This window comes from Legionella cherrii (assembly GCF_900635815.1).
GTDB classification, from domain to species: Bacteria; Pseudomonadota; Gammaproteobacteria; order Legionellales; family Legionellaceae; genus Legionella; species Legionella cherrii.
This window is the reverse complement of sequence record NZ_LR134173.1, coordinates 2,898,589-2,923,570: the sequence shown is the minus strand read 5'-3', so window position 1 is coordinate 2,923,570 and position 24,982 is coordinate 2,898,589. Positions and strand designations below refer to the sequence as shown.

Sequence of the window (24,982 nt, the reverse complement as noted above, 5' to 3'; positions counted from 1 at the left end):
ATTCCCGTTATCCTGAGGAGTTTACCCCTAAGAATCTCCCCGCTGTGGCACGGGGTGTTCTGATGCAAGACTCGGGAGAGAGGGCTTCAGATTGACCGGGAGTAGCAGCGTCCTACCCAACTGGGTTAAACTATATCTTCTAGACTGGTACTAATTTCTAACCATTCTTCTTCAGCCTGATTTAAAGAGGAGTGAATAACACTGCGTTTTTGCACTAATTGATTGAGCTTATTCTGTTGGGTGCTGTCCTCATAAAGACTGGCATCACCAAGTTGAGTATCTAATTTACTAAGTTCACTTTGATATTGTTCAATCAATTGTTCCAGTTTTTTTAGACGGTTTTGTAACGTTTTCTTTTCTTTGTAATCAATTGCAGTTGAAGTAACGCTATTTACTTTAACTGAGTCTTTAGTTTGTAACCAGGAATAATAATCATCCAAGTCTCCATCAAAAGCTTGCACTTTTTGCTGGTAAACCAGATAGAAATTATCGACGCTGGTTTTGAGCATATGACGATCATGGGAAATAAGAATTAATGCACCTTCATAGCTTTGCAACGCCAGCTCAATGGCTGAGCGCATTCCCAGATCCAAATGGTTTGTAGGCTCATCAAGCAAAAGTAGATTGGGTTTGAGCCAAACAAGTTTTGCTAAAGCCAAACGTGCTTTTTCGCCTCCGGAAAAATGATTTATAGGTTGAACTGCCATATCACCAGTAAAGTTAAATCCACCTAAAAAATCGCGAATGGTTTGTTCACGTGCTTCTGGTGATAGAACTTGAATCGTTTCCACAGGACTTAAATTATAATCCAGCTGTTCTAATTGGTGTTGTGCGTAATAGCCGATCTTTAAATGGGCAGAGCGGTGGATTGTACCATTCAAAGGGGTTAAAGACCCCGTTAATGTCTTGATTAGCGTCGATTTTCCTTCGCCATTGGGCCCTAATAAGGCTATTCTGTCACCTGGATTGAGTGAGAAATTGATTCGTTTTAATATCGGTTTTTCAGATTGATATCCGGCATCAACCATATTGCATTGAATTAATGGATTTCCTGCTCGGGGACATGGAAAAAAATCAAAAGAAAAGGGGGAATCAGCCTGTGCTGCTGCAATAATTTCCATTCTTTCTATGGCTTTGAGACGTCCTTGTGCTTGTTTTGCTTTAGTCGCTTTCGCTCTAAATCGATTGACAAAGGACATCATATGATTAATTTTGGTTTGTTGTTTTTCATACATGGCTTGTTGTAACGCCAATTGTTGTGCATGTGTTTTTTCAAAACAACTGTAATCACCACTATATAGAGTTAGATTTTGCTTCTCGATATGCAGAATATGAGTAACAAAGGCATCCAGAAATTCACGATCATGAGAAATAAGGATGATGGTGCTTGGGCTTTGTTTTAAAAAGCGCTCCAACCAAAATATTGCTTCCATGTCTAAATGGTTGGTCGGTTCATCCAGTAAAAGTAAATCAGCCGGGTTCATCAAGCAGCGTGCGAGGCTTAAACGCATGCGCCATCCCCCGGAAAAACTATTTACCGACGCGTGTTGTTGCTCCCCTCTAAAACCCAGGCCAGACATAATGGTCGCTGCTTGAGCGGGTTTACTGTAGCCTCCGCTATGGCTTAATTCCTCATGGCAGGCTAATACTTCGGCATCATTGCCTGTCGCTTCTGCATCGCTCAAGCGTTGGAGCAACTTCATATATTGCTCATCACCACCTAGTACAAAATCCAGTGCTTTTTCATCACTATCAGGTAATTGCTGTGATAAATGACTGATCGTGAGTTGAGGATTAATTAAAAAATCGCCGGTATCAGGTTGCAATTTCCTTAATAAAAAATCAAATAATGTTGATTTGCCACAGCCATTATGGCCAATAAGACCAATTTTTTGCTTTTCATATAATGTGACATTGACTTTATCTAATAAAACTTTATTGCCACGACTGAGAGTAATTTGACGAAGAGTAAGCATGATAAATCTTTAGCCATAAATAGAGTGGGTTATACACAAATTATGAGTTCTCATCATCGCGATTAAAGCGAGAGAGCTCCTATCATAAGCCTGCGCTGCAACGCGGAGATCCCTCGCTATGCTCGGGATGACGGCAAAGTATACGGACTACACTGCGATAATCCGGGCAACAAAGCTACGAATTTACCTCAATTCTAACATAAATCCGCTTAACTGGGTTCTGGCTCAATAGTTTTTTTCCTGGCAGATTGATAGCGAGCCTGTTTTTCAATATCAATATAACGATCTGTGGTTGCACTTGAACTGTGGCCAGCATCATCCCGTACATGTTCACGAGGACGAATTTTAACATCTTCAGAAATACCAGTATGCCTTAGCCAGTGAACTGTTGCTGCAGCCAAATTATCTGCTTCTTCTCTGTGACCTTTCATCCGAAGTTGTTCTCCGGCTAAGTCAAAACAGCGTTGAATAATTCTTCGTATCGGCGCCGTATCACTCATGGGACCATTTCCGCGGATTTTGGGGATGAGTGGGCTATTATCAGCAGGAGTAGGGAGGGGTGATAATCCCAAGAAACAACGCCATCGCATCAAACTTTCGAGCATCGCTTCGCTGACAGCGATTTGCCGCTCCTTATTTCCTTTACCAACTGTGGTGAACCACCAATGGCCGTTACTGTCCTTGGCAAAGTCATTCATACTGGGGATCCAACGGTCACTTGCTGCCAATTCGGAGATACGTAGATACATACCAAATAATAGGCTCAACATAAAACGAGTGCGTTCATGTTTCAGGGGGGATTCTTCGGCTAGAGACTCGGCTGCATCTAACACGGCACTCCACTGAACTAAACTCAATCTGCGGATAGGGGCATTATGTTGCCGTTTACGAATAAATTTACTTTTTTGGCGAATCAGGGCGACTGGATTAGAAACCAGATATTCTTCAGCAATTAAGAAATTAAACAAGGTACTTAAAATGGCGAATATTTCTTGGATGGCTCCTTGAGACAAATTGAATTGTTCAATTTGGGGTTTATGCCCATTTTTTATTGCTGATTTACTTAAGGTAACTACAAAAGGTCTCCATTCTTCATTGGGAATACGTGTACCGTTTTGTTCAATAAATCGCGGTACTTTTTTTAAACTAATCCAGGATTTAGGTGGGTTTTGGCAAAAATGAATGTAGTCTTCGATATCATCACGTTTTAATTCATTGATTGTTTTGTTTTTAATTAACCAGGACCATTGCAATAATCGTTCAGTTTCTCTGCGGTAACTATTGAAGGTACCTTGACTGCCTGTATAGCTTTTCAAAAAGTTTAAAGCGTAATTAAAATCATTTTGAAATTGAATATCAGGCAGCACAACATGTTCATGATTTTTGTGCAGGTAATTCATGTTGTCAAAGAGAGGCAGCAGTTTAAATTTCATAGATTCAAAGTGAGATCAAAAGTATCTCCAATGCTAGCTGAAAAGTAATAAAGATTCGAGTAGTTGACTTAAGTGATTGTATGTAAAGCTAGATGATTGAAAAAATTACGACTTGGTCAAGGTAAATAAACATCTACAGCAATAATTTAAAATTAACTGAAATTAAATGATTTAAGATATTGACCTTGATGAAAGCACCTAGTATTATCTGCGCTCTGTCCTTGGGGACGGGTTAAACGGGGTATAGCGCAGTCTGGTAGCGCGCCTGCTTTGGGAGCAGGATGTCGGGGGTTCGAATCCCTCTACCCCGACCAAGATGCGCCCGTAGCTCATCTGGATAGAGCATCGGCCTTCTAAGCCGAGGGTAGCAGGTTCGAATCCTGCCGGGCGTGCCAGCCCAGATCTTGTTCAAAAGAATTTCTGGTATAAAAGATTTATGGTGAGCGTAGCTCAGTTGGTAGAGCCCCGGGTTGTGATCCCGGTTGTCGTGGGTTCGAGTCCCATCGTTCACCCCATTTGAGAGAAACAAAAGGTTTATCGCTAAAGATTTTATCTGAGTCTTTACAAGACCGAATTACTGATTGATAATCCAACCTGATTTGCGAAAGTGGCGGAATTGGTAGACGCACTGGATTTAGGTTCCAGCGGGGCGACCCGTGAGAGTTCGAGTCTCTCCTTTCGCACCATTTATCATTATAAATTCCAAGAGGTGATATTAATGCAAGTTTCTGTTGAGACCCTAAAAGGTTTGGAACGTAAGGTAACAGTTTCTGTACCTTCAGAGAAAGTTGAGGAAGAAGTGAGCTTACGTCTCAAGAATCTTGCTCGCAAAGTTAAGATTGATGGTTTTCGTCCTGGTAAAGTACCCTTCCAAGTTGTTGTCAGTCGCTATTCACAAAGTGTTCGTGAAGAAGTCGCTCGAGATATGGTGCAATCTACTTTGTTTGAAGCATTACAAAAAAATGAATTAGTTCCTGCAGGCTATCCCTCTGTTGAACCTGAGCAACTAGAGAAAGGAAAAGACTTCAGATATTCTGCAATATTTGAAGTAATGCCTGTATTTGAAATTGTAGAATTAAATCAAGCGGCTGTTGAGCTGGCTCGTTCAGAAGTTACAGATAAAGATGTTGAAGACATGTTGGATAAACTTCGTGAGCAAAATAAAGAATGGCATGATGTATCCCGTGCTGTCAAAAAAGGCGACAAAGTAGTTATCGATTTTGAAGGATACCTTGATGATAAACTGTTTGAAGGCGGTAGCGCCAAAGGACATGAGTTAGTAATTGGTTCAGGATCCATGATCCCTGGCTTTGAAGATGGAATTATTGGTAATAAGAAGGATAAATCTTTTGATATTACAGTAACCTTCCCTGAAGATTATGGACATAAAGAATTAGCAGGAAAAGAAGCTGTTTTCAAAATTACACTTCACAATGTGATGGAAGGAAAACTGCCTGAACTCAACGAAGCCTTTGCTGAAAAATTTAACATCAAAGAAGGTGGCATTGACGCATTGAAAAAAGACATTAAAGAGAATATGGCTCGTGAGTTAGAGCGTCGCGTCAGTATGATGAATAGAGAAAAGCTGTTTGATAAATTAATGGAAGTTAATGTTATTGAATTGCCATTAGCTTTAATTGACAAAGAAATCGAACATTTGAAACATGATATGTATCATCGTCTTTTTGGACATGAACATCATGAGAATGAAAAGATACCTGATTTTCCTCGTGAACTGTTTGAAGAACAAGCAAAACGTCGTGTTCATCTTGGTCTGCTCTTTTCTGAATATGTTAAAAAACATCAAATTGTTGCAGATAAAGATAAAGTGAATGCGGTAATTGAACGATTTGCCAGTGCTTATGAGAATCCTGATGAGTTGCGTTCTTGGTATCAAAGCAGCAAAGAGCATATGGCTGAAATTGAAGCGATTGTTATGGAAGAAATGGTTGCAGATAAAATTGCTGAAGATGCAAAAATTAAATATAAGAACAAAGATTATGATTCAATCATGAATCCTAAGCCTGCAACTGAAGCAACTGAGAAAAAAGGAGAGTAATTGTATGTCGGGATATTCAGATAACATAATTCGCAATGCCAGTGGATTAGTCCCAATGGTTATTGAACAGACCTCACGTGGTGAGCGTTCGTATGATATTTATTCAAGATTATTAAAAGAACGTATTATCTTTCTTTTAGGTGAAGTTGAAGACCATATGGCTAATTTGGTAGTTGCTCAATTGTTGTTTCTTGAGTCTGAAAACCCTGAAAAAGATATTTCTCTCTATATTAATTCTCCTGGAGGTGTAGTAACCGCTGGCTTAGCAATTTACGATACCATCCAGTTTATTAAACCTGATGTGAGTACTTTGTGTATAGGGCAAGCAGCAAGCGCTGCTGCCTTGTTACTTTGTGCAGGAGCTGAAGGTAAGAGATTCTGTTTGCCAAACTCACGAGTAATGATTCATCAACCTTTAGGTGGTTATCGAGGCCAAGCTACTGATATTGAAATTCATGCGCGCGAGACCTTAGCCGTAAGAGAACGTTTAAATACAATTATGGCACATCATACTAAAAAGACACCTGATCAGATTATGCGTGATACCGAACGTGATAATTTTATGAGTGCCACACAAGCTGTTGAGTACGGCTTAGTTGATAGAGTGCTTTATGATCGAGAGTCAGTGAATAAAACAGAGTAACTATAACTTTAAATTCAAAGAACTGAACTATAATGTATCATAACCCAGGTGCAGTGAAGCGGAACCTGGGTTTTAGGTTCAGATTTACCGGGTTCCGCTTCGCTGCACCCAGGCTAGGAATGCGATTAGGGTTCTTTTATATTGATTCATTATTGCTTTTTTTCGTATTTCTTTTTGTTTTTAAAAAAAGTAGTTACATGAAAAACAGTGGCATATCTTTTTCTGATTGACTAATATTTTACATATATTATCTTTTTTTCCGATAATCGTTGTAAGAAGGGGTTTGGTTATGAGTAAATCCGGTAACGGAAGTGGCGATAAAGTTTTGTATTGTTCTTTTTGTGGAAAGAGCCAACATGAAGTAAAAAAATTGATTGCTGGTCCTTCTGTATTTGTCTGTGATGAATGTGTAGAGCTCTGTAATGATATTATTCGTGAAGAAACACACGAAGCTCATGAAGAAGCTGAAGTACGTTTACCATCACCCAAAGAAATCTCAAACTTTTTGGATGAGTACGTCATAGGACAATCGCATGCAAAAAAAGTCTTGTCCGTAGCTGTTTACAATCACTACAAGCGATTACAACATAAAAGTGAAGACGGAGTGGAACTTGGTAAAAGTAATATCTTACTTATAGGTCCAACTGGTAGCGGAAAAACACTTTTAGCCCAAACATTAGCTCGAATCCTCAATGTTCCATTTGCTATGGCAGATGCAACTACATTGACTGAGGCGGGTTATGTCGGTGAAGACGTTGAAAATATTATCCAGAAGCTTTTACAAAAATGTGATTATGACGTGGATAAAGCACAACATGGTATCGTGTATATCGATGAAATTGATAAAATATCACGTAAGTCAGATAATCCTTCGATTACACGCGATGTTTCTGGTGAGGGCGTGCAACAAGCTCTTTTAAAACTCATTGAAGGGACCATCGCCTCTGTTCCACCCCAAGGCGGACGTAAACATCCACAACAAGAATTTTTACAAGTGGATACTTCCAATATTTTATTTATTTGCGGTGGTGCTTTTGCTGGCTTGGAAAAGGTAATCAGAGAGCGAAGTGATAAGTCAGGCATTGGATTCTCTGCTCAATTAAAAAATAAAAAAGAAAACAGTGATGAAATATCGAAAGTATTGAACCAGTTAGAGTCAGATGATTTGATTAAATATGGATTAATACCTGAGTTTGTAGGTCGATTACCTGTCGTTGCTACTTTGCAAGAACTGGATGAATCAGCTCTTATTGATATTTTAACTAATCCTAAAAATGCTTTGACGAAACAATTCCAGTCTCTATTTAAAATGGAAGGTGTAGAGCTTGAATTTAGAGAAGAAGCATTGATTGCTATTTCCAAAAAAGCTCTGGAACGCAAAATGGGTGCACGAGGTTTACGTGCTATACTTGAAAATATTCTATTAGACACCATGTATGAATTACCTTCTCTTGAAGGAGTAATTAAGGTTGTAGTTGATGAGAGTGCTGTAAATAGCGCATCAAAACCAATTCTTATTTATGAGCAAGAAGGGATGAAGAGTGCAGCAGGTGGTCAAGAGTAGTGTTTCTACTCCTCTCCTGCACTTAGTGTGGGAGAGATGTTCTTTAGACAACTTTCTTAATTATAACGCTTTGTTTTCTTGCAATAACTCTCCCTTCCTTTTAAATTATAATTAGTAGTCGCGTAAATTTTAAATAAAGTTTTTCGTTTGAATAAGGGTTCATTATGTCCACTGAAATTATAGAGACTTCGAATGAGGCAGAAAAACTGTCAAATATACCTGTATTACCATTAAGAGACGTAGTGGTCTACCCTCATATGGTTATTCCTCTTTTTGTTGGAAGAGGAAAATCAATTAAAGCCTTAGAAGCGGCTATGGTTGATAGTAAGCAAATCTTTTTAGTAGCACAGAAAAAATCATCCAATGACGATCCGGGTGAGGCTGACATTTTCCAGGTCGGTACATTATCCAGTGTTTTGCAGTTATTAAAATTACCGGATGGAACCGTAAAAGTTTTAGTAGAAGGGGAAAAGCGTGCCAGGGCAAAAGAATATAATCAGGCTAAAGGATATCTAGAGGCTGAGCTTGAATTATTAGAAGATGCAAATGCTGCGGTACAAGAACCCGATATTGGTATATTGATGCGTTCTTTAATGTCGCAGTTTGAGCAATACATTAAACTTAATAAAAAAATTCCACCTGAAGTTTTGTCTCCGCTTGCTGGAATAGAAGAACCAGGGCGTTTGGCTGATACTATAGCTGCTCATTTAACGCTGAAGGTCGATGACAAGCAGGAGTTACTGGAAACTTTAGATGTAGGTACTCGCCTTGAGCGTTTAATGTCTGCTATTGAAAACGAAATTGACTTGTTACATGTTGAAAAGCGTGTGAGAGGTCGAGTGAAGCGACAAATGGAGAAAAGTCAGCGCGAGTATTATCTCAATGAGCAAATGAAAGCAATCCAAAAAGAGCTGGGTGAGTTAGGCGAAGAAGGAAATGAAATTGAACAATTGGAAAATTCAATTAATAAAGCCGGAATGCCGAAAGAAGCAAAAGAAAAATCACTCGCTGAACTTCATAAATTGAAAATGATGTCGCCCATGTCTGCTGAGGCTACGGTGATCCGCAACTATCTTGATTGGATGCTTGCAGTACCCTGGAAAAAGAGAACTAAAATTCAATTTGATTTACTCAAAGCAGAGAAACTATTAGATAAAGAACATTATGGTCTAGAGCGGGTTAAAGAACGCATCATTGAATATCTGGCGGTTCAACAGAGAGTTAAACGCTTAAAAGGCCCAATTCTTTGTCTCGTTGGACCTCCAGGAGTGGGTAAAACTTCACTAGGACAATCCATTGCGAATGCTACAGGTCGTACCTTTATTCGTATTGCTTTGGGTGGCGTAAGGGATGAAGCTGAAATTCGCGGCCACAGAAGAACTTATATTGGATCTATGCCAGGAAAAATTATTCAGAAATTATGTAAGGCTGGAGTAAAAAATCCTCTCATTATGTTGGACGAAGTCGATAAAATGGCTATGGATTTCCGTGGAGATCCTGCTGCAGCATTGCTCGAAGTACTTGATCCAGAGCAGAACCATACGTTCAACGATCATTATCTTGAAGTAGATTATGATTTGAGTGATGTGATGTTCATTGCGACAGCAAATTCTTTGGAAATTCCTGCTCCCTTATTAGATAGAATGGAAGTGATTCGGCTTGCAGGTTATACAGAGGATGAGAAAGTCAGTATTGCTGATAAATATCTGGTTCCAAAACAAGTCGTCTTGAATGGTTTAAGTAATCAAGAAATACATATTAGTGAAGGCGCAATTCGAGAAGTGATTCGCCACTATACTCGTGAAGCAGGCGTACGTAATTTAGAACGAGATATTGCGAGTATTTGTAGGAAAGTCGTAAAAGAAATCCTCTCGAATAAAAAAGTTAAAAAAATGACTGTAACTACAAGTAATATCGAAAAATATTTGGGTGTGAAAAAGTTTCGATATGGCTTAGCAGAAGAGTTTGATCAAGTGGGGCAGGTTACAGGCTTAGCTTGGACAAGTGTGGGCGGAGAGCTGCTAACAATTGAAGCATCAATGATGCCCGGTAAAGGGAAGGTCACGCATACAGGTCAGTTGGGTGAGGTCATGCAGGAGTCTATCCATGCTGCGATGACTGTTGTACGAAGTCGAGCTCAAAATTTTGGCTTGCCCGATGATTTTTATGATAAGAATGACTTCCATGTCCACGTTCCTGAAGGGGCTACTCCCAAGGATGGTCCAAGTGCTGGTATTGGTATGTGTACTGTTTTGGTTTCTGTAGTGACTCATATTCCTGTTAAAGCAGATGTAGCGATGACAGGGGAAATAACGTTGAGAGGGCAGGTATTGCCAATTGGTGGTCTTAAAGAGAAATTATTGGCAGCTCATCGAGGCGGAATTAAGCATGTCATTATTCCCGAGGAAAATGTAAAAGACCTGGAAGAGATACCAGATAATGTTTTGCGTAAGCTAACAATACATCCAGTTAAGACCATAGAACAGGTTTTAGAACTGGCTTTACAACGCAGTCCTTGGGTCAATCAGCCAACAAATGTACAATCTGAGGCTTTAGTGGGTAAAAGATCAAAAAAAATTAAAAATAATGATTTACATACCCATTAATTAGATGTATATTTCGTTTCGTAGCCCGCCACTAGCGGGCACTGCAAGGAAGTAACTACTTGACCGGTTAATTTGATGAGTTTAATTAAATTAGCTTGAAGTATGGAAGATTAACTGTATAGGGGAAGCAATGAATAAGAGCGAATTAGTTGATGCTATAGCAAGTGGTTCGGGTTTGACAAAAGCTGACGCCAGCAGAGTTCTCGAGACTTTTACTAGTACTATTACTGATGCATTAAGAAGCGGTGATCAAGTAGTAATACCTGGTTTCGGATCTTTTTCTACAGGCAATCGTTCAGCACGTACTGGTAGAAACCCACAAACTGGCAAAATTATTCAGATTAAAGCGTCACGAGTAGCCAAGTTTAAAGCGGGTAAAAACCTGAAAGAAGCGGTGCAAGAAGCATAAGTTTTCAGGGTGCTTAGCTCAGCTGGGAGAGCATCGCCCTTACAAGGCGAGGGTCGTAGGTTCGATCCCTACAGCACCCACCAAGAAATGGAGTGGTAGTTCAGTTGGTCAGAATACCGGCCTGTCACGCCGGGGGTCGCGGGTTCGAGCCCCGTCCACTCCGCCAGATTAACGCGCCGAAAGGCGCGTTTTTTTTATCTGGAAAGAAATATTTGCTTTAGAACTCATATTTTCTCCTAATATCTGCTTTTTATCTAAGAAAAGCAGGTGAAGATATAAGGTAAGGTATTGACTGCAATTAATTTTCTAGTGATTTCAGAAAGAAAATTTTTGTTGAATAGGTGAGTTTTTTGTTTTTATGTTGATTTTTTTCAGCCTGGGCTCTAATCGGTTCTCGCTAAATTGAATAAAGCTTTAATTAAATAATTATGGAACTCGGGACATGTTACAAAAGTTAAATGAACGTATACAGGGTGTTGTAGCTTGGCTAGTAGTTATCTTGATCGGTATTACGTTTACACTTTTTGGTGTGGATTATTATCTGCAATCGCGTCAAACGACTAATTCTAAGGTAACCGTCAATGGTCAGCCTTTAACACTTCAATCATTTGAAAATAATTATAGACGTGCCCGTTCTATGCAGGATGTTGAGCAAATGACCGCCGCTGATGAGAAAAAATTACAAAATCAAGTGCTCGATCAAATGATTACTAATGAAGTGTTGGTGCAAGCTGCACGTAAAAATGGCTTCGATGTAAGCTTAAATCAAGCCAATGCAGCAATTTTGAGTATTCCTCAATTCCAAGAAGACGGCCATTTTTCAGCTCAAAAATATCAACAAGCTCTTAACGCTGCTTTATTCACTCAATCAAGTTTTCAAAATGAAGTAAAACAAGGCATGTTATTAAATCAGCAACGATTTGCTTTTATGGGAAGTTCTTTTGCTTTACCTGATGAAATTGATCGCTTTGTGAGTTTGTACATGCAAAGCAGGGACTATGACTATTTAACAATTCCGGCCTCAAGTTATGAAAAGGATGCTCACGTTTCTTCAGAAGAGGTTGTGAATTATTATAATAAACATAAAAAAGAATTCATGACTCCAGAAAAAGTAAATTTGGATTATGTTACTCTCTCGATGCATGATATTAAGGATAAAATTAAACTGTCTGATGACGATGCAAAACGTTATTATGAAGAAAATCAAAGCAGTTATTTGATCCCTGCACGTTGGCAAGTAGCCCATATCTTATTTGCTGTCCCGGAGGATGCGAGTCAATCTGATTCTGAAAAAATTCAGAAAAAAGCAAATGATGCTTATCAGTTATTACAAAAAAATCCAGAACAATTTGAACATCTGGTTTCAACGATGTCAGATGATAAACTTTCGGTAGCCGACAAAGGCATTCTTCCCTGGATTACCGCGAGTGGACAAAATAATTACAATAAAATTTTATCTAATTTAACTAAGCCAGGACAGATTTCTCCGCCTGAAAAAACAAAGCATGGATATGAAATTTTTAAACTCATTGCTTATAAACCCGTTTCAACAAAACCTTTTTCTGAAGTAGAATCATCTATTAAAGAGCAGCTCATTGCCGAAGCTGCTCAAACTAAATATACTCAAGCTTTGGAGCAATTATCGGATTTAAGTTATCAGTCCCCCGATTCACTCCAACCCGTAGCTGATGCATTAAATCTCAAAATTGAAAAAACACAACCTTTCTCAAGATCTGGTGGTGTAGATACTATTGCAAAAAACAAACAAGTAATTAACACAGCATTTAGTCATGATGTGCTTGATTTAGGAAACAATAGTGAGCCAATACAAATTGATAATGATTCAGTTGTAGTAATAAGGGTTGACCAACATTGGGCGGAAAAAGAACAGCCTTTAGAAGCGGTTCAGGATCAAATCAGCAAAATATTAATTAAAAAAATTGCTGAATCTAAGGCAAAAGAAATGGGCATGAGTTTATTAAACCCAGTCGAGGATAAGAAACAACAAGAACTGATTCGTAACAATAACCTATCATGGAAGTCCGTAATTAAATCTACTCGCGATAATGATAAGGTTGATACAGATATAAATGATATGGCATTTAATTTATTACGACCAGAAAGCCGTAATGGTCTTGTAATGCCAAATGGTGATTATGTCGTAGTACGATTGAAACAGATTCATGATGGTAAATTAAGTACGTTAGACAGGGAGCAACAAGATAGCTTAGTTCAACAAATTGAAGCAAGCTACGGCATGATGGATTATGACTTGTATGTAAAAAGTTTAATTAATCGAGCACAAATTGTAAGGCACTAGGTTTATAGACAAACGTGTTAGCTTGAGCTTCATGGTTTTTTGATTTTTTATTTTAAAATTAATGTCTTAGGATCAGGATAGAGCGTTTGCCTATAAACCCAATTAATAGGAGTAAATGCTATGCCTGATTTAAGTACTAAGTTTACTGATCACAAATTAAAGATATTATATGGACATTTATTAAATCATTATCAGAATTGTAAGGATCGAAGGTTAGATATCAATACGATGTACGCTGAAATGTATTATGCGGTACAATTTGCCATTGAGTCAGACCTAAGCACAAGCCCATTACATCTTCTAGATTATTCTGAAAAAGCCAAAGCATACCATGCATTTAATACAATCTTTCGTGCCCTGCCTCTAGGAATTTCTCCTCAAGAGCAACGTCAGTTTAATCCTCAAATGCCTGCGTATAATCCGAAGATTAAATATAAAATTACCACCTATAACAATTACAATTCTAACGATTCTGCGCTTTTAAACTATCTACTGATTCGATCCATAATACATGATTCTCATCATCATCATGGAGGGAGTTCTTGTTTCGGTTCTTCAAATCATCATGGCAATAGTTCCGCTTCAAACGACGATATGGGTAAATTGATCATCGCTTTGCTTGTGATCGCTTTAGCTGCAATTGCTGCTGTTTTAGCTTTTATTGCTTTGACTTATATGTTTTATGAATTTGCAGACAGCATCGATCGCTTTTGGTATGGTGAAGGATGGTTGAAGGGAGCATTAATGTTCGCTCTTTCTATTGCCTTTGGTGCTGGTTCAGCGTTGTTAACTCTTAATTTTGGCGCTGCACCATTGATTGCGCTCGCGATAGCTGCTGGTTTCAATCCAGTGGGTTTAGTCATTACGGGCACAGTACTTCTTAGCATCATCGGTGCGGGTATTGGTTGTTTTGCAATGAGTCTTCTCTATGATTCTGGCAATAAATCAGCAAACAAAGAGGCTATGGATCCCAACGATCCCGATCGATTTAGATTAACGGCTTCAGACGAAGAATATTTACGTGATAAAAAACACTTGGATCCTATAGCAGTAAAATGCGCTATGATCGCACTACGTGCCGAAATGGAAAATGTAGTCGGTAAAGAAAAGGCTATACCTTCTTTTTTCAGTCGTGATAATGAAACGCAGCAGTTGCTTACTCAATTAAGAAAATTACGTAAAGGCGAGCTGAGTGAAGTGGACATTGGCGGGCTACATTTTGATTGTCGTCTTCCTGAGGTGGTTTATGTTCCAACTTTCTATCAACCAGTTCAGCAACCTTCTCAGTACTATCAAACGGATAGACCTCAATATACTTCCCCATCCGCTCCTGCTTATAATCCACAATATATGTAATTGAATTAAGCGTTCTTGACTGAGTAAAGAAAATTTTACTCAGTCAAATCTTAATCGAAGCTTTTCTAGTGTTTATTCTTCGATGTAAAAGGAAGCATGCGCTTTAATACATCATCTTTGCGAATGAAATGATGGTAAAGGGCCGCAAGAAAATGAAGCCCGACAAGAGCCAGAATTATAAAGGCAAGTGTTTCATGGGTTGAGAACATTACATTACCCAGTTGCTCATTCGCAGGAATAAGGCAGGGTATAGTGAACCAACCAAAAAAGCTGATCGGTTTACCATCAGAGCACGTTAATAGGTAGCCTACGATGGGTATAAGTATTATAAGAATAAAAAGAGTATGGTGTACTATTTTAGAAATTACATGTTGCCAACGAGGTTGATTTTCTGCTGGCTGGGGTTTGATATTTAGAATATGCCAAATAATAAATAATATTCCGAGTATTAAAATAGTTACTCCTATAGATTTATGAAGCATTATGTAGCGGGGCATCAGTGGCGAGTTGTCACTAAGAGACCAAACCAAATAAAATTGAGTAGCGATAAGAATAACGATTAACCAATGCAACAGCTTTGTGATACTGCCAAAACCTTTCAGTGTATTCCTTAGCATGCAACGCTCCATTAACGTTAGATAGTGTTACTATACCAACGACCTAAATAATTTCAATAGCAAGCGTTTTAATCTACTTTAGAAGTTGTCATACACCTGGATTTAAGGATGCATCCAAGTATACTGGGTCTCAAATTAATTAATCCATTCATCAATAGTTTTTTTGAAATGAATTGCGATTTGAATAGGAATCTATGGATTTCTAATCGTAAATCATTTTTAAAAAATGTCTTGTAACAGACAGTAAGCAGGGAAATTTAAGATATTTAGAGAAGGATTAATTAATGAGTTCTACTTGGCGGAGAGACAGGGATTCGAACCCTGGGAAGGTTGCCCTTCAACGGTTTTCAAGACCGCCGCATTCGACCGCTCTGCCATCTCTCCAGGCGAGAATACTATCCTAACGACTTTGGATTTGCAAATATTTTTTTAAAATTATTAGCGATTATAGAGCACTTTTTTTATAAGGCTACATTTAGTGCGATCATGCTTCAAAAAAAGCGTAAGAATGTTCGCAAATTATATAGTCCTAGGTATAATGTTCCAAAATTTTGTGACTGTTGTGGATGCAACAGATATATATTTATAAATAGGTTAGGTGTAGTTTATGAAACGAATTCAAATGTTGTTCCTAATAGGTCTTATTGTATCTTTATCTGCATGCAAGACATGGTGGGGAAAAGATGATGAAGATAATAATCCCTATAAAGGGATGACAGCAGAGCAACTTTATACTGAAGCCCAGAAGGACTTACGTAAAAAGGAATATGCGACAGCAATAAAACATCTTGAAGCGATAGAAACTATGTATCCATTTAGTGATTATACGGAGCACTCACAAATGGAACTGATTTATGCTTATTATAAAAATGAAGATTATCCTTCATCTGCAGCTACTGCAGAGCGATTTATTCATCTTTACCCACGTGCCAAAAATGTGGATTATGCTTATTACATGCGTGGAATGGCTAATTTTCAACAAACCCGTGGGGTTTTTGCAAAATTCCTGCCTCTGGATGAGTCATGGAGAGATCCTGGAACACAAACCCAAGCTTATTCAGATTTTGGTATTTTGATTCAAAAATTCCCTGACAGTAAATATAAAGCAAATGCTTTGCAGCGCATGATCTATTTACGAAATATGTTTGCACAACATGAGTTAAATGTTGCAACATTTTATTTTAAACGTAAGATGTATGTCGCAGCAATAAATAGAGCAAGCTATGTCGTTAAAAATTATCCTCAAGCGCCGAGCGCAAAACAAGCTTTAGTGGTTATGTATCATGCAAATATGGCTTTAGGCTTCAAAAAGGCGGCGGACGAAGCGTTTACTGTTTACAAGTCAACTTATCACACAACCAAAATGGACAGAATTGTTTAATTTCTAAATCAGAGGGTTGAAGGCTTTATAGCCCGGATAATTAGGTGATCCGGGCTTTTTTTTGCTGTCTCGGTATAATTCTTTGACGGTTTTGAGATTTTTTAATTTATTGCTACTGAAATAACCAAAGCTTAAAGTATCTTAATAAGACTCGATTCCAAAGGGAGCGTTATTAAATGCTCCCTTATCGACATTCCTATGCGATCACCTCTAATTCAGGTTCTTTTTCTTTTGCTGCGAGTGCAGCTAAAAGATCATGGGTCAGTTCACGTAGCTCACCGGATAATAAAGCAAGCGCTGCATCGCGTTGTTGATAGTCTTCATCAAGCTGTTTCACTTCATTAAAATCATCGAGAAGAAAATCAAGGCACTTAAGCTTTTTAAAGCTAAAATCATGCGTTAGAGTCAATTGAATTCGTTCTTTCCAGATTAACGAAATTTCAGCAGTGCCCATACCTTGCGATAATAATGTTAAGACTTCCTCAGCTGGTAGCTCATAACCCTTGCAATGCACCCGTTTTTTCTCATCATCCAGAGAAAATAGGATGCAATCAGACGCTAATTGAAAATGACTAGGAAGGGTGCTAGGGGAGTGAATCCATTCCGCAAAACGCACGGCAAGATTCTCTGTGTGGGTAATGGGTTCAATCGAGATACCCGCTACTGATTTACGTAAAAGAGAGGTAAGTTGTGCGGCCTGGTTATTACTGGAAGCATTAACTATTATTCTTTTGCTGACACTGTCAAGGATGGCAAACATTTTTTTCTGAATGCAAAAGGACTTAGGCAATAATTCAAATTCGATGTCTTCAGCCATTTGTGCTTTTTCAGCGCGTTTTACTGGACGGCCTTGTTGTGTTTCGAGCATTTGCACTTTCTCAGCCAACATTTTATTGATCACCCCACGAGGGAGCAATCGCTCTTCTTTGCCCATGCAAATCAGAGAGCTTCCAGCAACTTCTTGAACCATCTCATCTGCAAAAGCCGGAAGCCATCCGTACACAAAGCGAGCGTGAGGGGGGCAAGGTTTTAGAATGTTTTCAGCCAAGGACGCTGCTAAATCACTCGCGTCGTCCAATTCATATTGATAAATTAGTGCATTGTTAAACCACATAAAAAACTCCTGAGATTACATAATATAATAGGTACCGATGGCCATTGTTCTGTTGTATGGTAGTTTATAAAAGTCGATATTTAAATTGGCTGAATAATTGCGTATTAAAAAAGCAAATAGTTTCTCTTGCCAATAGAAGGTTAATGATTTTTTTGATTTTGATGCAGTAATATTGGGAATTTCCACCATATAAGTAGCGCGATCAACATTGAGCTTGAATGGGAACAGATTCTTGTTAGAAGCTCGTTCTAGGGCCCTGGGTATTGAAATCGTTTCCATGAATCCATAATGCAAGGTGAGATTGAAGATCTTCTCATGCAAGCAGGTAATTTCATAACGTTGGCTGTAATGGACATAAGGGATGTTGTCCACGATATAATTAACAATCAGGACACGTTCTGGAACTGCACGGCTTAACTTGAGGAAGTGAAGGAAGCTCCCTCCGCTTTTATCATAAACATCAGTAATAAAAATGGCGGTCAAATCGGTAAGCTGATTCAAGCTTTTGTATTCCAATTGCCGAATAATCTTGGAAATATCATCTTTATTCATGTAATAATTTTCACGCAAATATTCCAAGCCAAATTTCCAGGTGTACATAATGGTTGCTATCAGTAAGGCAAAGGTGACCGGAACCCAGCCTCCGGTCAAAAACTTATGTAAATTTGATCCGAGAAATGCAAAGTCTATGGTGAGAAATAATCCAAATATTAGTGTGACTTTAAATTTTGACCATTTCCAAATCGATATTGCAGCATAAGCAACCATTGCATCAATCAACAGCATGTATGCATTTACGGCGATTCCATAAGCATGGGCTAAATTATCTGATGTTTTAAAGGCAACACAAAAAGTGATTGTCCCAATAAACAGGATAAAATTAATTTGAGGGACATAAATTTGTCCAGAGAATTCCTTGGATGTTTGTACTATAGGGATACGAGGACATAGACCCAGCAAAACGGCTTGTTTTGTTAAAGAAAATGTAGCTGAAATAACAGCTTGCGAAGCAATTACCGTTGCAATAGTCGCAAGAATGATTAATGGAATATAAAACCATTGGGGTGCAATCATATAAAAAGGATTGCCAATCGCTTGCGGGTGTAAGAGTAAGTTGGCTCCTTGGCCAAAGTAATTTAAGATCAAGCAGGGAAGAACAACGGCAAACCAACTGGCACGAATGGGATTTTTTCCAAAGTGACCGATATCGGCATAAAGTGCTTCTCCGCCTGTAACTACTAGAAAAATTCCTCCGAGTAATAAATATCCTTTAAATCCTGTATCGTGTATCAATACAAAAGCATGGTAAGGATTGATTGCCGTCAACACTATTGGGGCTTTTACTATTTGTATTATTCCAAGCACAGCGATGGTTATAAACCAGAGCAGTATAAATGGACCAAATAAATTTCCTATACTTCCTGTTCCTCTTGCTTGCAACATGAAAAGTAAGATCAGAATTACTCCGGCTATGGGCAAAATATAGGGTGTAAATGAGTCTGAGAGAGTACTGAGACCTTCAACGGCACTGACTACAGATATGGCAGGGGTCAGCATGCCATCTCCTAAAAGTAATCCCGCACCAAAAATTGCAATAATGTAAAATAAGGGGACATATCGAGTGCTTTTATGCTTCATTAGCGCCAAAAGGGCAAGAATTCCTCCTTCTCCATCATTATCTGCTCGAAAAATCATAATTAAGTATTTGAATGAAATAATAATAATCAAACACCAGAAAATAAGTGAAAGAACTCCCATAATGTTGGATTGAGTAATAGGGAGATTATCCAGCGTGACTTTTAAGGCATATAATGGACTGGTACCTATGTCACCAAACACAACTCCTAAAGCTCCTAGAGTGAGTCCATAAGAGAATTTTTGCGTATTTTCCATATCGATTACCAAAATGTGTTAATTGTTAGAACATAGGTCGTAAAAAGGGGGATAAAACGTTTTTTTATAGTCTGTGGCATCACTGTCCCTAATTCTTATTTTTAGTTAAGTTGAGCGGGTACTGCTTTTAAGCTTTATAGGAGGCTGTTTACAATTTTACTACCCCCAACACAGCGAGGGATCTCCACGATGTAGCACGGTATTACGGTAGGAGATCCCTCGCGGCGCTCGGGATGGCCTAGGAGCAGGCTACGGTGCTCTAAAATGACGCCATTTAGACTCAATCTAGCGAATTATAAACAGACCCTAAAATTTATGAACTATTGCAGGTCTATCGTTCTTTGTGTAGATTAGCCGATTTTTGTTCTTTGGGAAATAGAAAAATGAATGCAAAAGTTATTTTGCTTAAGGCAAAACAAAATACAGTGCTACGCGGTCATCCATGGATATTCCCCAAGGCCATTGCTAAAGCTCAGGGAAAATTAGTAACAGGACATTTAGTTGATATTTACAATGCAGATGAAGAGCTTATTGGTGTAGGTGTTTATAATGAGCATTCTCTCTATAGAGTCAGAGTATTAGCCCTAGCAAATGAATCCATAGATAAAAGCAATTTACCTTCCTTGATTGCACATCGTCTAATGCAGGCAAAACAGGTTAGAGAATGTTTAAATCTGCCTAATGAAGAAACCACTGCTTATCGTTTGTTTAATAGTGAAGCAGATGGTCTTTCCGGATTAACTATTGATCGATTTAATCAGATTTGTGCTGTTGCGAGCTCTGCGTATTGGGTTGAACTCAATCGGGAAGTAATCATGCACGCTTTACACAATTTATTTCCTACAGATCAGATTGTTTGGATGCCACAAAGTAAGCCATTAGGACAAGACGGATGGAAACAAATTACTGAGCAAGAGAAGCATTATAATACAAAGGTTCTTGAGGCTGGGGTTGTTTATGAGGTTGAGTTTGCTCAAGCACAAAAAACAGGCTTGTTTCTTGATCAAAGGGAGAATCATCAGCGTATTGCTCAATTATCAAAAGGAAAGAACGTATTAGATCTTTACTGTTATAGTGGTGGTTTTGCCTTACATGCTGCTCGCTCTGGAGCCTCAAAAGTGACCGCGGTGGATAGTTCTGCTCAGGCAATCGCGCAAGCGCAGAAAAATGCTGTGTTAAATGGTGTGACTCAGATTGAGTTTATTGAGGCAGATGCGCGTGACTATTTAACAAAAGCAGGAGATTATGATCTCGTTATTCTCGATCCTCCTAAATTGGTTCCATCAAGACAACATGTGGAACGGGCTAAAAATTATTATCGATTTTTGCACCGTGAAGTATTTAAATATATGAAAGAGGGTTCATTATTAATGACATGTAATTGTTCTTCAGCACTTTCATCCCAGGAATTTTGTTCTTTGGTCGGTGCCCAAGCTGGAGCGGTTGGGAAACAAGCTCGTATTTTAGGTGTTTATGGTCCAGCAAGTTGTCATCCGACTTTAACTTCATTTCCAGAAGGGAATTATCTCACAGCGGTCTTGTTGGCCGTAGTTTGATCGAATTTGCAGTTTGGGTCTAGGCTTAGCCGCCACCCGTGAATTGTGTCGTCATCCCTCACTATGCTCGGGATGACGAGATAGGCTACTAAGGCTAAGTATGAACACTTCGGTCTCTGTCACGCAAACACTGCAATACATCATAAAAACTTAATTCACATGCTTTTAATAAAACAAATAAATGGAAAATTAAGTCAGCGCATTCATTAACCAATTCTTCCCGATTATTATTTACAGCCGCAATCACGGTTTCTACTGCTTCTTCACCTACTTTTTGGGCGCATCGAGAGAGTCCGGAATCTAATAATTGTGCGGTATAGCTGTTTTCATTTTTGGAGTCTGCACGCTCATTAATCAGTTCAATTAACTCATCTATAAATCCTAAATTGGTATTATGTGTAGGTTGAAAACAACTCGTATAACCTAAATGACAGGCCGGTCCTTTAGGTAATACCTGAATTAAGAGGCTGTCACTGTCACAATCTACACTGATATGTTGTATGGACATGCTATTACCGGAGCTTTCTCCTTTGCGCCATAAGCGTTTTCTACTTCTGCTGTACAGATTTAATTGGCCGGTGGTGAGTGTAGCGATTAAAGCCTCTTGGTTCATATAACCTAACATTAGAACACTACCGTTTTCTGCATTTTGGATAATCGCTGGTAATAAACCATTCATTTTTTTCCAATCTAAAGAATTAATTTCCATGTGAATCATAATCGTACCTCAATATTTTGTTTTATTAGTGCTAATTTTATTTCGTTTATTGTCAAAATTTTGTCATGAAAAATGCTGGCAGCTAAAGCCCCATCTACTCGAGACTCGAGAAATACTTGAGTAAAATCATCCAGCGCCCCGGCACCACCTGATGCAATGAATGGTACCTGACACAAGGGGCGCATCATTTTTAATTGGTATAAATCATAGCCCTGGCGTACCCCATCGGATTGCATACAATTTAATACAATTTCTCCTGCACCTCGATCTTGTACTTCCTTAATCCATTCTTTGGTTTTTCGTTTGGAGTTAAGGGTTTTTTTTTCATCACCTGTATATTGATAGACATAATAATCATCATCTATCCATTGACTATCAATTCCTATGACAACGCATTGACTTCCAAAATTTCGACTTAATTCATTGATTAAGTCAGGCTTTTCCAATGCTGGGCTATTAATGGATATTTTATCGGCCCCAGAATTTAATACTGATTTTGCCTGATTAAGAGAGCGAATTCCACCAGCCACGGTAAATGGAATATTAATTGTTCCAGCGACTTGGTTCACCCAATCGGGACAAACGGAACGTTGCTCAGCGCTTGCAGTAATATCATAAAATACAAGCTCATCAGCACCGGCTGCAGAATACTCTGCTGCAAGCTCAAGGATATTCCCAACAATGCGATGATCGCGAAATTTGATGCCTTTGACCACTTGATTATCGCGGACATCAAGGCATGGAATAATTCGTTTGGTTAACATAACTTTGTACTCACATTAATTAATTATGTACTCTGGATGCTTTGTAGCCCCAGGCTATAACATCGACTCCAGGTCAAAATTGCCTTGGTACAGGGTTAATCCCAGAATTGCTGCACTCACCCCTAATGCATCTAATTGATGGATATCCTCTGCATTGCGGATGCCTCCAGAAGCTTGCCATTCAATTTGTGGAAAACGTAAGACGGCTTCTTTATAAAGTTCAAAATTGGGTCCTTGCATCATGCCATCACAAGCGATATCAGTGCAGAGTATTTGTTTAATCCCTAATCTTTGGTAAAAGGAAACCACATCCCATAGATTATGAGCGGTGGTAGTTTGCCAACCATGAATTGCAGGTATAGGAATTCCATCATGCATGCGCACATCTAAGGCCAGTATAATGTGTTGGGGATTTATTACGTTGATAATTTGCATTGTCAGTTCGGGATTGTTTAGGGCAATACTGCCTATAACCAGATTAGAAATCCCCGATGAAAAGCATAACGTTGCTTGTTCTAAAGAGCGTATTCCACCACCTGCTTGTACGGGGATTCCTGTGTCTTGCATGGCACGGATTAAAGCAAGATGTTGCATTGTTCCGGTTTGTGCACCATCCAAATCAACTACATGCAAACGTTTCGCCCCTAATTGAGCGAAATAGGTGGCGCGTTCTATAGGCAGTGCATCGAATTGAGTGACTTGATCAAATTGTCCTTGCCGTAAACGAACACATCGACCCGCTTGGATGTCAATTGCAGGGATAAGGATCATAAAGCCTCCATATTTTGATGACTTCATCGGAAACTCTACTACGGAGGTGAATTGCTAGGTCGATACGATGCTTGAATCCTCATGTACTTATTGTACACTCGGTTCAGTACTCCGAGTCTTCTTGCATTTCTCCTCTGTAGCGAGTATTCAAAAAAAGTCTAATAGTTACAAAAATTATTGAGTAAAATCATGCCAGTTTCTGCAGATTTTTCTGGATGAAATTGCATACCCCAAATATTATTTTTTTGAATTATTGCCGTGAATGGTTGGCCGTATTCACAATATGCCAAAGCATACTCACTCTCACCAAGGGCGTAGCTATGAACGAAATATACATAATCCTGTTCTTTTAGTCCTTGTTTTAAAAAGGTCTCAGTGCACCATTGCAATTGATTCCAGCCCATGTGAGGAACTGGATAGCCATCCTGGTGGTGCAAACGACGTACTTTTCCTGGAAGCATCCCCAGGCAGCAAACATCATTTTCTTCACTGTGTTCGAACAATAATTGCATACCCAGACAAATACCAAGTAGTGGTTGTTCCAGTGAGGTCACCACATCAATCAAGTCATACTGGCGCAAGGCATTCATACCATAAGCTGCGGTTCCTACTCCGGGTAAAATCACATGGCTTGCACTGCGTATTTCCTTTGGATCGTGGGTTAATTGATAATTAAACCCTAATCTCTTTAATGCATTACCTAAAGAGGTTAGATTGGTTCCACTGACATCAATCACAGCAATCATAATAGTCCCTTGGTTGATGGAAGGGCGTTATTTGTTTGCACACAGGCTTGGCCTAGTGCTCTCCCTAAAGATTTGAAGCACGCTTCGATCATGTGGTGGTGATTTTGACCTTTAACTTCGACATGAATGGTTGCACCGAGGGCTGCGGCTAAGGAATTAAAGAAATGAGGAACCATTTCTGTTGCCATGCCGCCAACAAATTCCCGAGTAAATTGGCCTTTAAAATCGCAAAAACTTCTGCCACTTATATCTATAGCTATTGTGGCTAAAGCTTCATCCATCGGTAAAGTAAAGCCATAACGGTTAATGCCCCATTTATCCCCAAGCGCTTTTTTTAGTCCTTCGCCTAAAGCAATGGCTGTATCTTCGATTAAATGGTGATCATCCACGTCGATGTCGCCATTGGCATATAATTCAAGATTAAATCCACCATGTTTGGCTACCTGCTCCAGCATGTGGTTAAAAAAGGGCAATGGTGTATTGATTGGACTACTTTGATCGACATCCAATGTTAGGTTCAATTTAATCTCGGTTTCTTTTGTCTTTCTTTGAATCACTGCGGTTTTTTTGTGATTAAGAATTGTTTGAGTAATTTGATCCCATCCATGCTCTTTAGATACTGGCAAAAATTTGATACCTAGATTGTCAGCCAGTTGTCGATCAGTTTCTCTGTCACCAATAACCCATGAACATGAATGATCAATTGTTTTTTCTTTAAAAAATTGATCCAGCAATCCTGTTTTAGGTTTCCGGCAGAAACAATTGTCTTCGGGCATGTGAGGACAAATAAAAATTTCATCAAAAAATATGCCCTGTGAAGAGAAAAGATCCAGAGTAAATTCATGACAAATCATAAAATCATCTTCAGGAAAAGCAGGGGTACCTAGACCATTTTGATTGCTCACCATCACCAAGCGAAAACCTTGATTTTGTAGTCGCAGTAATGCTGGAATAACATAGGGAGTGAGCTTAATTTTATCCAATGAGTCTACTTGAAAATCAAAAGGTTCTTCGATTAAGGTACCATCACGATCAATAAATAAGATTTTTTGCATT

The 24,982-nt window shown here is 38.9% G+C and carries 19 protein-coding genes and 7 tRNA genes; 15 read left to right on the top strand and 11 right to left on the bottom strand.

Annotation, left to right across the window (positions count from 1 at the left end; genetic code table 11):
• Positions 1-125: 125 nt before the first annotated feature.
• Together EL022_RS12460 and EL022_RS12455 are read right to left on the bottom strand one after the other, a co-directional pair.
• On the bottom strand, positions 126-1,976 hold the full coding sequence (locus tag EL022_RS12460; RefSeq protein ID WP_028380260.1) for an ABC-F family ATP-binding cassette domain-containing protein: 1,851 nt from the start codon (positions 1,974-1,976) through the stop codon (positions 126-128).
• A 209-nt stretch (positions 1,977-2,185) separates the two neighbouring features.
• Positions 2,186-3,409: a tyrosine-type recombinase/integrase gene (locus tag EL022_RS12455; protein WP_028380261.1), complete on the bottom strand. Its 1,224-nt coding sequence runs from the start codon at positions 3,407-3,409 to the stop codon at positions 2,186-2,188.
• 237 nt (positions 3,410-3,646) lie between these two features.
• Between EL022_RS12455 and EL022_RS12450 the strand changes: the two genes are divergently transcribed.
• The 13 genes from EL022_RS12450 to EL022_RS12390 all read left to right on the top strand — a co-directional run bounded on the left by EL022_RS12450 (position 3,647) and on the right by EL022_RS12390 (position 14,366).
• A tRNA-Pro gene (locus EL022_RS12450) sits at positions 3,647-3,723 on the top strand.
• Between the two features lie 4 nt (positions 3,724-3,727).
• Positions 3,728-3,804 (top strand) — tRNA-Arg (locus EL022_RS12445).
• 44 nt (positions 3,805-3,848) lie between these two features.
• Positions 3,849-3,924: transfer RNA gene (locus EL022_RS12440), tRNA-His, on the top strand.
• An 86-nt stretch (positions 3,925-4,010) separates the two neighbouring features.
• Positions 4,011-4,095: transfer RNA gene (locus tag EL022_RS12435), tRNA-Leu, on the top strand.
• A gap of 32 nt (positions 4,096-4,127) precedes the next feature.
• Positions 4,128-5,468, top strand: coding sequence for a trigger factor (gene tig, locus EL022_RS12430; RefSeq protein WP_028380262.1), 1,341 nt, complete (start codon positions 4,128-4,130; stop codon positions 5,466-5,468).
• A gap of 4 nt (positions 5,469-5,472) precedes the next feature.
• On the top strand, positions 5,473-6,111 hold the full coding sequence (gene clpP, locus EL022_RS12425; protein ID WP_028380263.1) for an ATP-dependent Clp endopeptidase proteolytic subunit ClpP: 639 nt from the start codon (positions 5,473-5,475) through the stop codon (positions 6,109-6,111).
• Positions 6,112-6,400: 289 nt separating this feature from the next.
• Entirely contained in the window at positions 6,401-7,675 is a 1,275-nt protein-coding gene (gene clpX, locus EL022_RS12420) for an ATP-dependent Clp protease ATP-binding subunit ClpX (RefSeq protein WP_028380264.1), read from the top strand.
• A gap of 164 nt (positions 7,676-7,839) precedes the next feature.
• Positions 7,840-10,281: an endopeptidase La gene (lon, locus tag EL022_RS12415; RefSeq protein ID WP_028380265.1), complete on the top strand. Its 2,442-nt coding sequence runs from the start codon at positions 7,840-7,842 to the stop codon at positions 10,279-10,281.
• Between the two features lie 130 nt (positions 10,282-10,411).
• Positions 10,412-10,690 (top strand): HU family DNA-binding protein, encoded by a 279-nt coding sequence (locus EL022_RS12410; protein ID WP_010653977.1) that lies wholly within the window; start codon positions 10,412-10,414, stop codon positions 10,688-10,690.
• 7 nt (positions 10,691-10,697) lie between these two features.
• A tRNA-Val gene (locus EL022_RS12405) sits at positions 10,698-10,773 on the top strand.
• 6 nt (positions 10,774-10,779) lie between these two features.
• Positions 10,780-10,856: transfer RNA gene (locus tag EL022_RS12400), tRNA-Asp, on the top strand.
• 276 nt (positions 10,857-11,132) lie between these two features.
• The gene (locus tag EL022_RS12395; RefSeq protein WP_028380266.1) at positions 11,133-13,010 is read left to right on the top strand and encodes a SurA N-terminal domain-containing protein; all 1,878 of its coding nucleotides are present in this window, start codon (positions 11,133-11,135) and stop codon (positions 13,008-13,010) included.
• Between the two features lie 120 nt (positions 13,011-13,130).
• Complete coding sequence (locus EL022_RS12390; RefSeq protein WP_028380267.1) at positions 13,131-14,366, top strand: hypothetical protein; 1,236 nt, start codon at positions 13,131-13,133, stop codon at positions 14,364-14,366.
• Positions 14,367-14,431: 65 nt separating this feature from the next.
• On the opposite strand, the gene EL022_RS12385 is transcribed toward EL022_RS12390, so the two are convergent.
• A complete protein-coding gene (locus EL022_RS12385; RefSeq protein WP_028380268.1) occupies positions 14,432-14,983 on the bottom strand; it encodes a cytochrome b in 552 nt (183 codons plus the stop codon).
• Positions 14,984-15,279: 296 nt separating this feature from the next.
• Positions 15,280-15,367: transfer RNA gene (locus tag EL022_RS12380), tRNA-Ser, on the bottom strand.
• A 223-nt stretch (positions 15,368-15,590) separates the two neighbouring features.
• Between EL022_RS12380 and EL022_RS12375 the strand changes: the two genes are divergently transcribed.
• Positions 15,591-16,364, top strand: coding sequence for an outer membrane protein assembly factor BamD (locus EL022_RS12375; protein WP_028380269.1), 774 nt, complete (start codon positions 15,591-15,593; stop codon positions 16,362-16,364).
• A gap of 196 nt (positions 16,365-16,560) precedes the next feature.
• Here EL022_RS12375 and EL022_RS12370 read toward each other — a convergent pair whose 3' ends face one another.
• Together EL022_RS12370 and EL022_RS12365 are read right to left on the bottom strand one after the other, a co-directional pair.
• Complete coding sequence (locus EL022_RS12370) at positions 16,561-17,478, bottom strand: recombination-associated protein RdgC (protein ID WP_028380270.1); 918 nt, start codon at positions 17,476-17,478, stop codon at positions 16,561-16,563.
• 15 nt (positions 17,479-17,493) lie between these two features.
• On the bottom strand, positions 17,494-19,371 hold the full coding sequence (locus EL022_RS12365) for a potassium transporter Kup (RefSeq protein ID WP_028380271.1): 1,878 nt from the start codon (positions 19,369-19,371) through the stop codon (positions 17,494-17,496).
• A gap of 383 nt (positions 19,372-19,754) precedes the next feature.
• Here EL022_RS12365 and EL022_RS12360 point away from each other — a divergent pair, with 383 nt between their 5' ends.
• Positions 19,755-20,927: a class I SAM-dependent rRNA methyltransferase gene (locus EL022_RS12360; RefSeq protein ID WP_028380272.1), complete on the top strand. Its 1,173-nt coding sequence runs from the start codon at positions 19,755-19,757 to the stop codon at positions 20,925-20,927.
• A 94-nt stretch (positions 20,928-21,021) separates the two neighbouring features.
• Here the strand turns inward: EL022_RS12360 and hisIE are convergent, their stop codons facing one another.
• The 5 genes from hisIE to hisB all read right to left on the bottom strand — a co-directional run bounded on the left by hisIE (position 21,022) and on the right by hisB (position 24,981).
• Positions 21,022-21,645 (bottom strand): bifunctional phosphoribosyl-AMP cyclohydrolase/phosphoribosyl-ATP diphosphatase HisIE, encoded by a 624-nt coding sequence (hisIE, locus tag EL022_RS12355; RefSeq protein WP_028380273.1) that lies wholly within the window; start codon positions 21,643-21,645, stop codon positions 21,022-21,024.
• Positions 21,642-22,409, bottom strand: coding sequence for an imidazole glycerol phosphate synthase subunit HisF (hisF, locus tag EL022_RS12350; RefSeq protein WP_028380274.1), 768 nt, complete (start codon positions 22,407-22,409; stop codon positions 21,642-21,644). The genes hisIE and hisF overlap by 4 nt, the downstream gene beginning before the upstream one ends.
• A gap of 54 nt (positions 22,410-22,463) precedes the next feature.
• A complete protein-coding gene (locus tag EL022_RS12345; protein ID WP_028380275.1) occupies positions 22,464-23,180 on the bottom strand; it encodes a 1-(5-phosphoribosyl)-5-[(5-phosphoribosylamino)methylideneamino] imidazole-4-carboxamide isomerase in 717 nt (238 codons plus the stop codon).
• Between the two features lie 158 nt (positions 23,181-23,338).
• A complete protein-coding gene (gene hisH / locus EL022_RS12340; RefSeq protein WP_028380276.1) occupies positions 23,339-23,926 on the bottom strand; it encodes an imidazole glycerol phosphate synthase subunit HisH in 588 nt (195 codons plus the stop codon).
• Entirely contained in the window at positions 23,923-24,981 is a 1,059-nt protein-coding gene (hisB, locus tag EL022_RS12335) for a bifunctional histidinol-phosphatase/imidazoleglycerol-phosphate dehydratase HisB (protein WP_028380277.1), read from the bottom strand. The genes hisH and hisB overlap by 4 nt, the downstream gene beginning before the upstream one ends.
• Position 24,982: the final 1 nt, after the last annotated feature.

Bases quoted from the DNA above. Each gene is read 5' to 3' on its own strand.
- EL022_RS12460 (WP_028380260.1), bottom strand. From the start codon at position 1,976: ATGCTTACTCTTCGTCAAATTACTCTCAGTCGTGGCAATAAAGTTTTA.
- EL022_RS12455 (WP_028380261.1), bottom strand. From the start codon at position 3,409: ATGAAATTTAAACTGCTGCCTCTCTTTGACAACATGAATTACCTGCAC.
- tig (WP_028380262.1), top strand. From the start codon at position 4,128: ATGCAAGTTTCTGTTGAGACCCTAAAAGGTTTGGAACGTAAGGTAACA.
- clpP (WP_028380263.1), top strand. From the start codon at position 5,473: ATGTCGGGATATTCAGATAACATAATTCGCAATGCCAGTGGATTAGTC.
- clpX (WP_028380264.1), top strand. From the start codon at position 6,401: ATGAGTAAATCCGGTAACGGAAGTGGCGATAAAGTTTTGTATTGTTCT.
- lon (WP_028380265.1), top strand. From the start codon at position 7,840: ATGTCCACTGAAATTATAGAGACTTCGAATGAGGCAGAAAAACTGTCA.
- EL022_RS12410 (WP_010653977.1), top strand. From the start codon at position 10,412: ATGAATAAGAGCGAATTAGTTGATGCTATAGCAAGTGGTTCGGGTTTG.
- EL022_RS12395 (WP_028380266.1), top strand. From the start codon at position 11,133: ATGTTACAAAAGTTAAATGAACGTATACAGGGTGTTGTAGCTTGGCTA.
- EL022_RS12390 (WP_028380267.1), top strand. From the start codon at position 13,131: ATGCCTGATTTAAGTACTAAGTTTACTGATCACAAATTAAAGATATTA.
- EL022_RS12385 (WP_028380268.1), bottom strand. From the start codon at position 14,983: ATGCTAAGGAATACACTGAAAGGTTTTGGCAGTATCACAAAGCTGTTG.
- EL022_RS12375 (WP_028380269.1), top strand. From the start codon at position 15,591: ATGAAACGAATTCAAATGTTGTTCCTAATAGGTCTTATTGTATCTTTA.
- EL022_RS12370 (WP_028380270.1), bottom strand. From the start codon at position 17,478: ATGTGGTTTAACAATGCACTAATTTATCAATATGAATTGGACGACGCG.
- EL022_RS12365 (WP_028380271.1), bottom strand. From the start codon at position 19,371: ATGGAAAATACGCAAAAATTCTCTTATGGACTCACTCTAGGAGCTTTA.
- EL022_RS12360 (WP_028380272.1), top strand. From the start codon at position 19,755: ATGAATGCAAAAGTTATTTTGCTTAAGGCAAAACAAAATACAGTGCTA.
- hisIE (WP_028380273.1), bottom strand. From the start codon at position 21,645: ATGATTCACATGGAAATTAATTCTTTAGATTGGAAAAAAATGAATGGT.
- hisF (WP_028380274.1), bottom strand. From the start codon at position 22,409: ATGTTAACCAAACGAATTATTCCATGCCTTGATGTCCGCGATAATCAA.
- EL022_RS12345 (WP_028380275.1), bottom strand. From the start codon at position 23,180: ATGATCCTTATCCCTGCAATTGACATCCAAGCGGGTCGATGTGTTCGT.
- hisH (WP_028380276.1), bottom strand. From the start codon at position 23,926: ATGATTGCTGTGATTGATGTCAGTGGAACCAATCTAACCTCTTTAGGT.
- hisB (WP_028380277.1), bottom strand. From the start codon at position 24,981: ATGCAAAAAATCTTATTTATTGATCGTGATGGTACCTTAATCGAAGAA.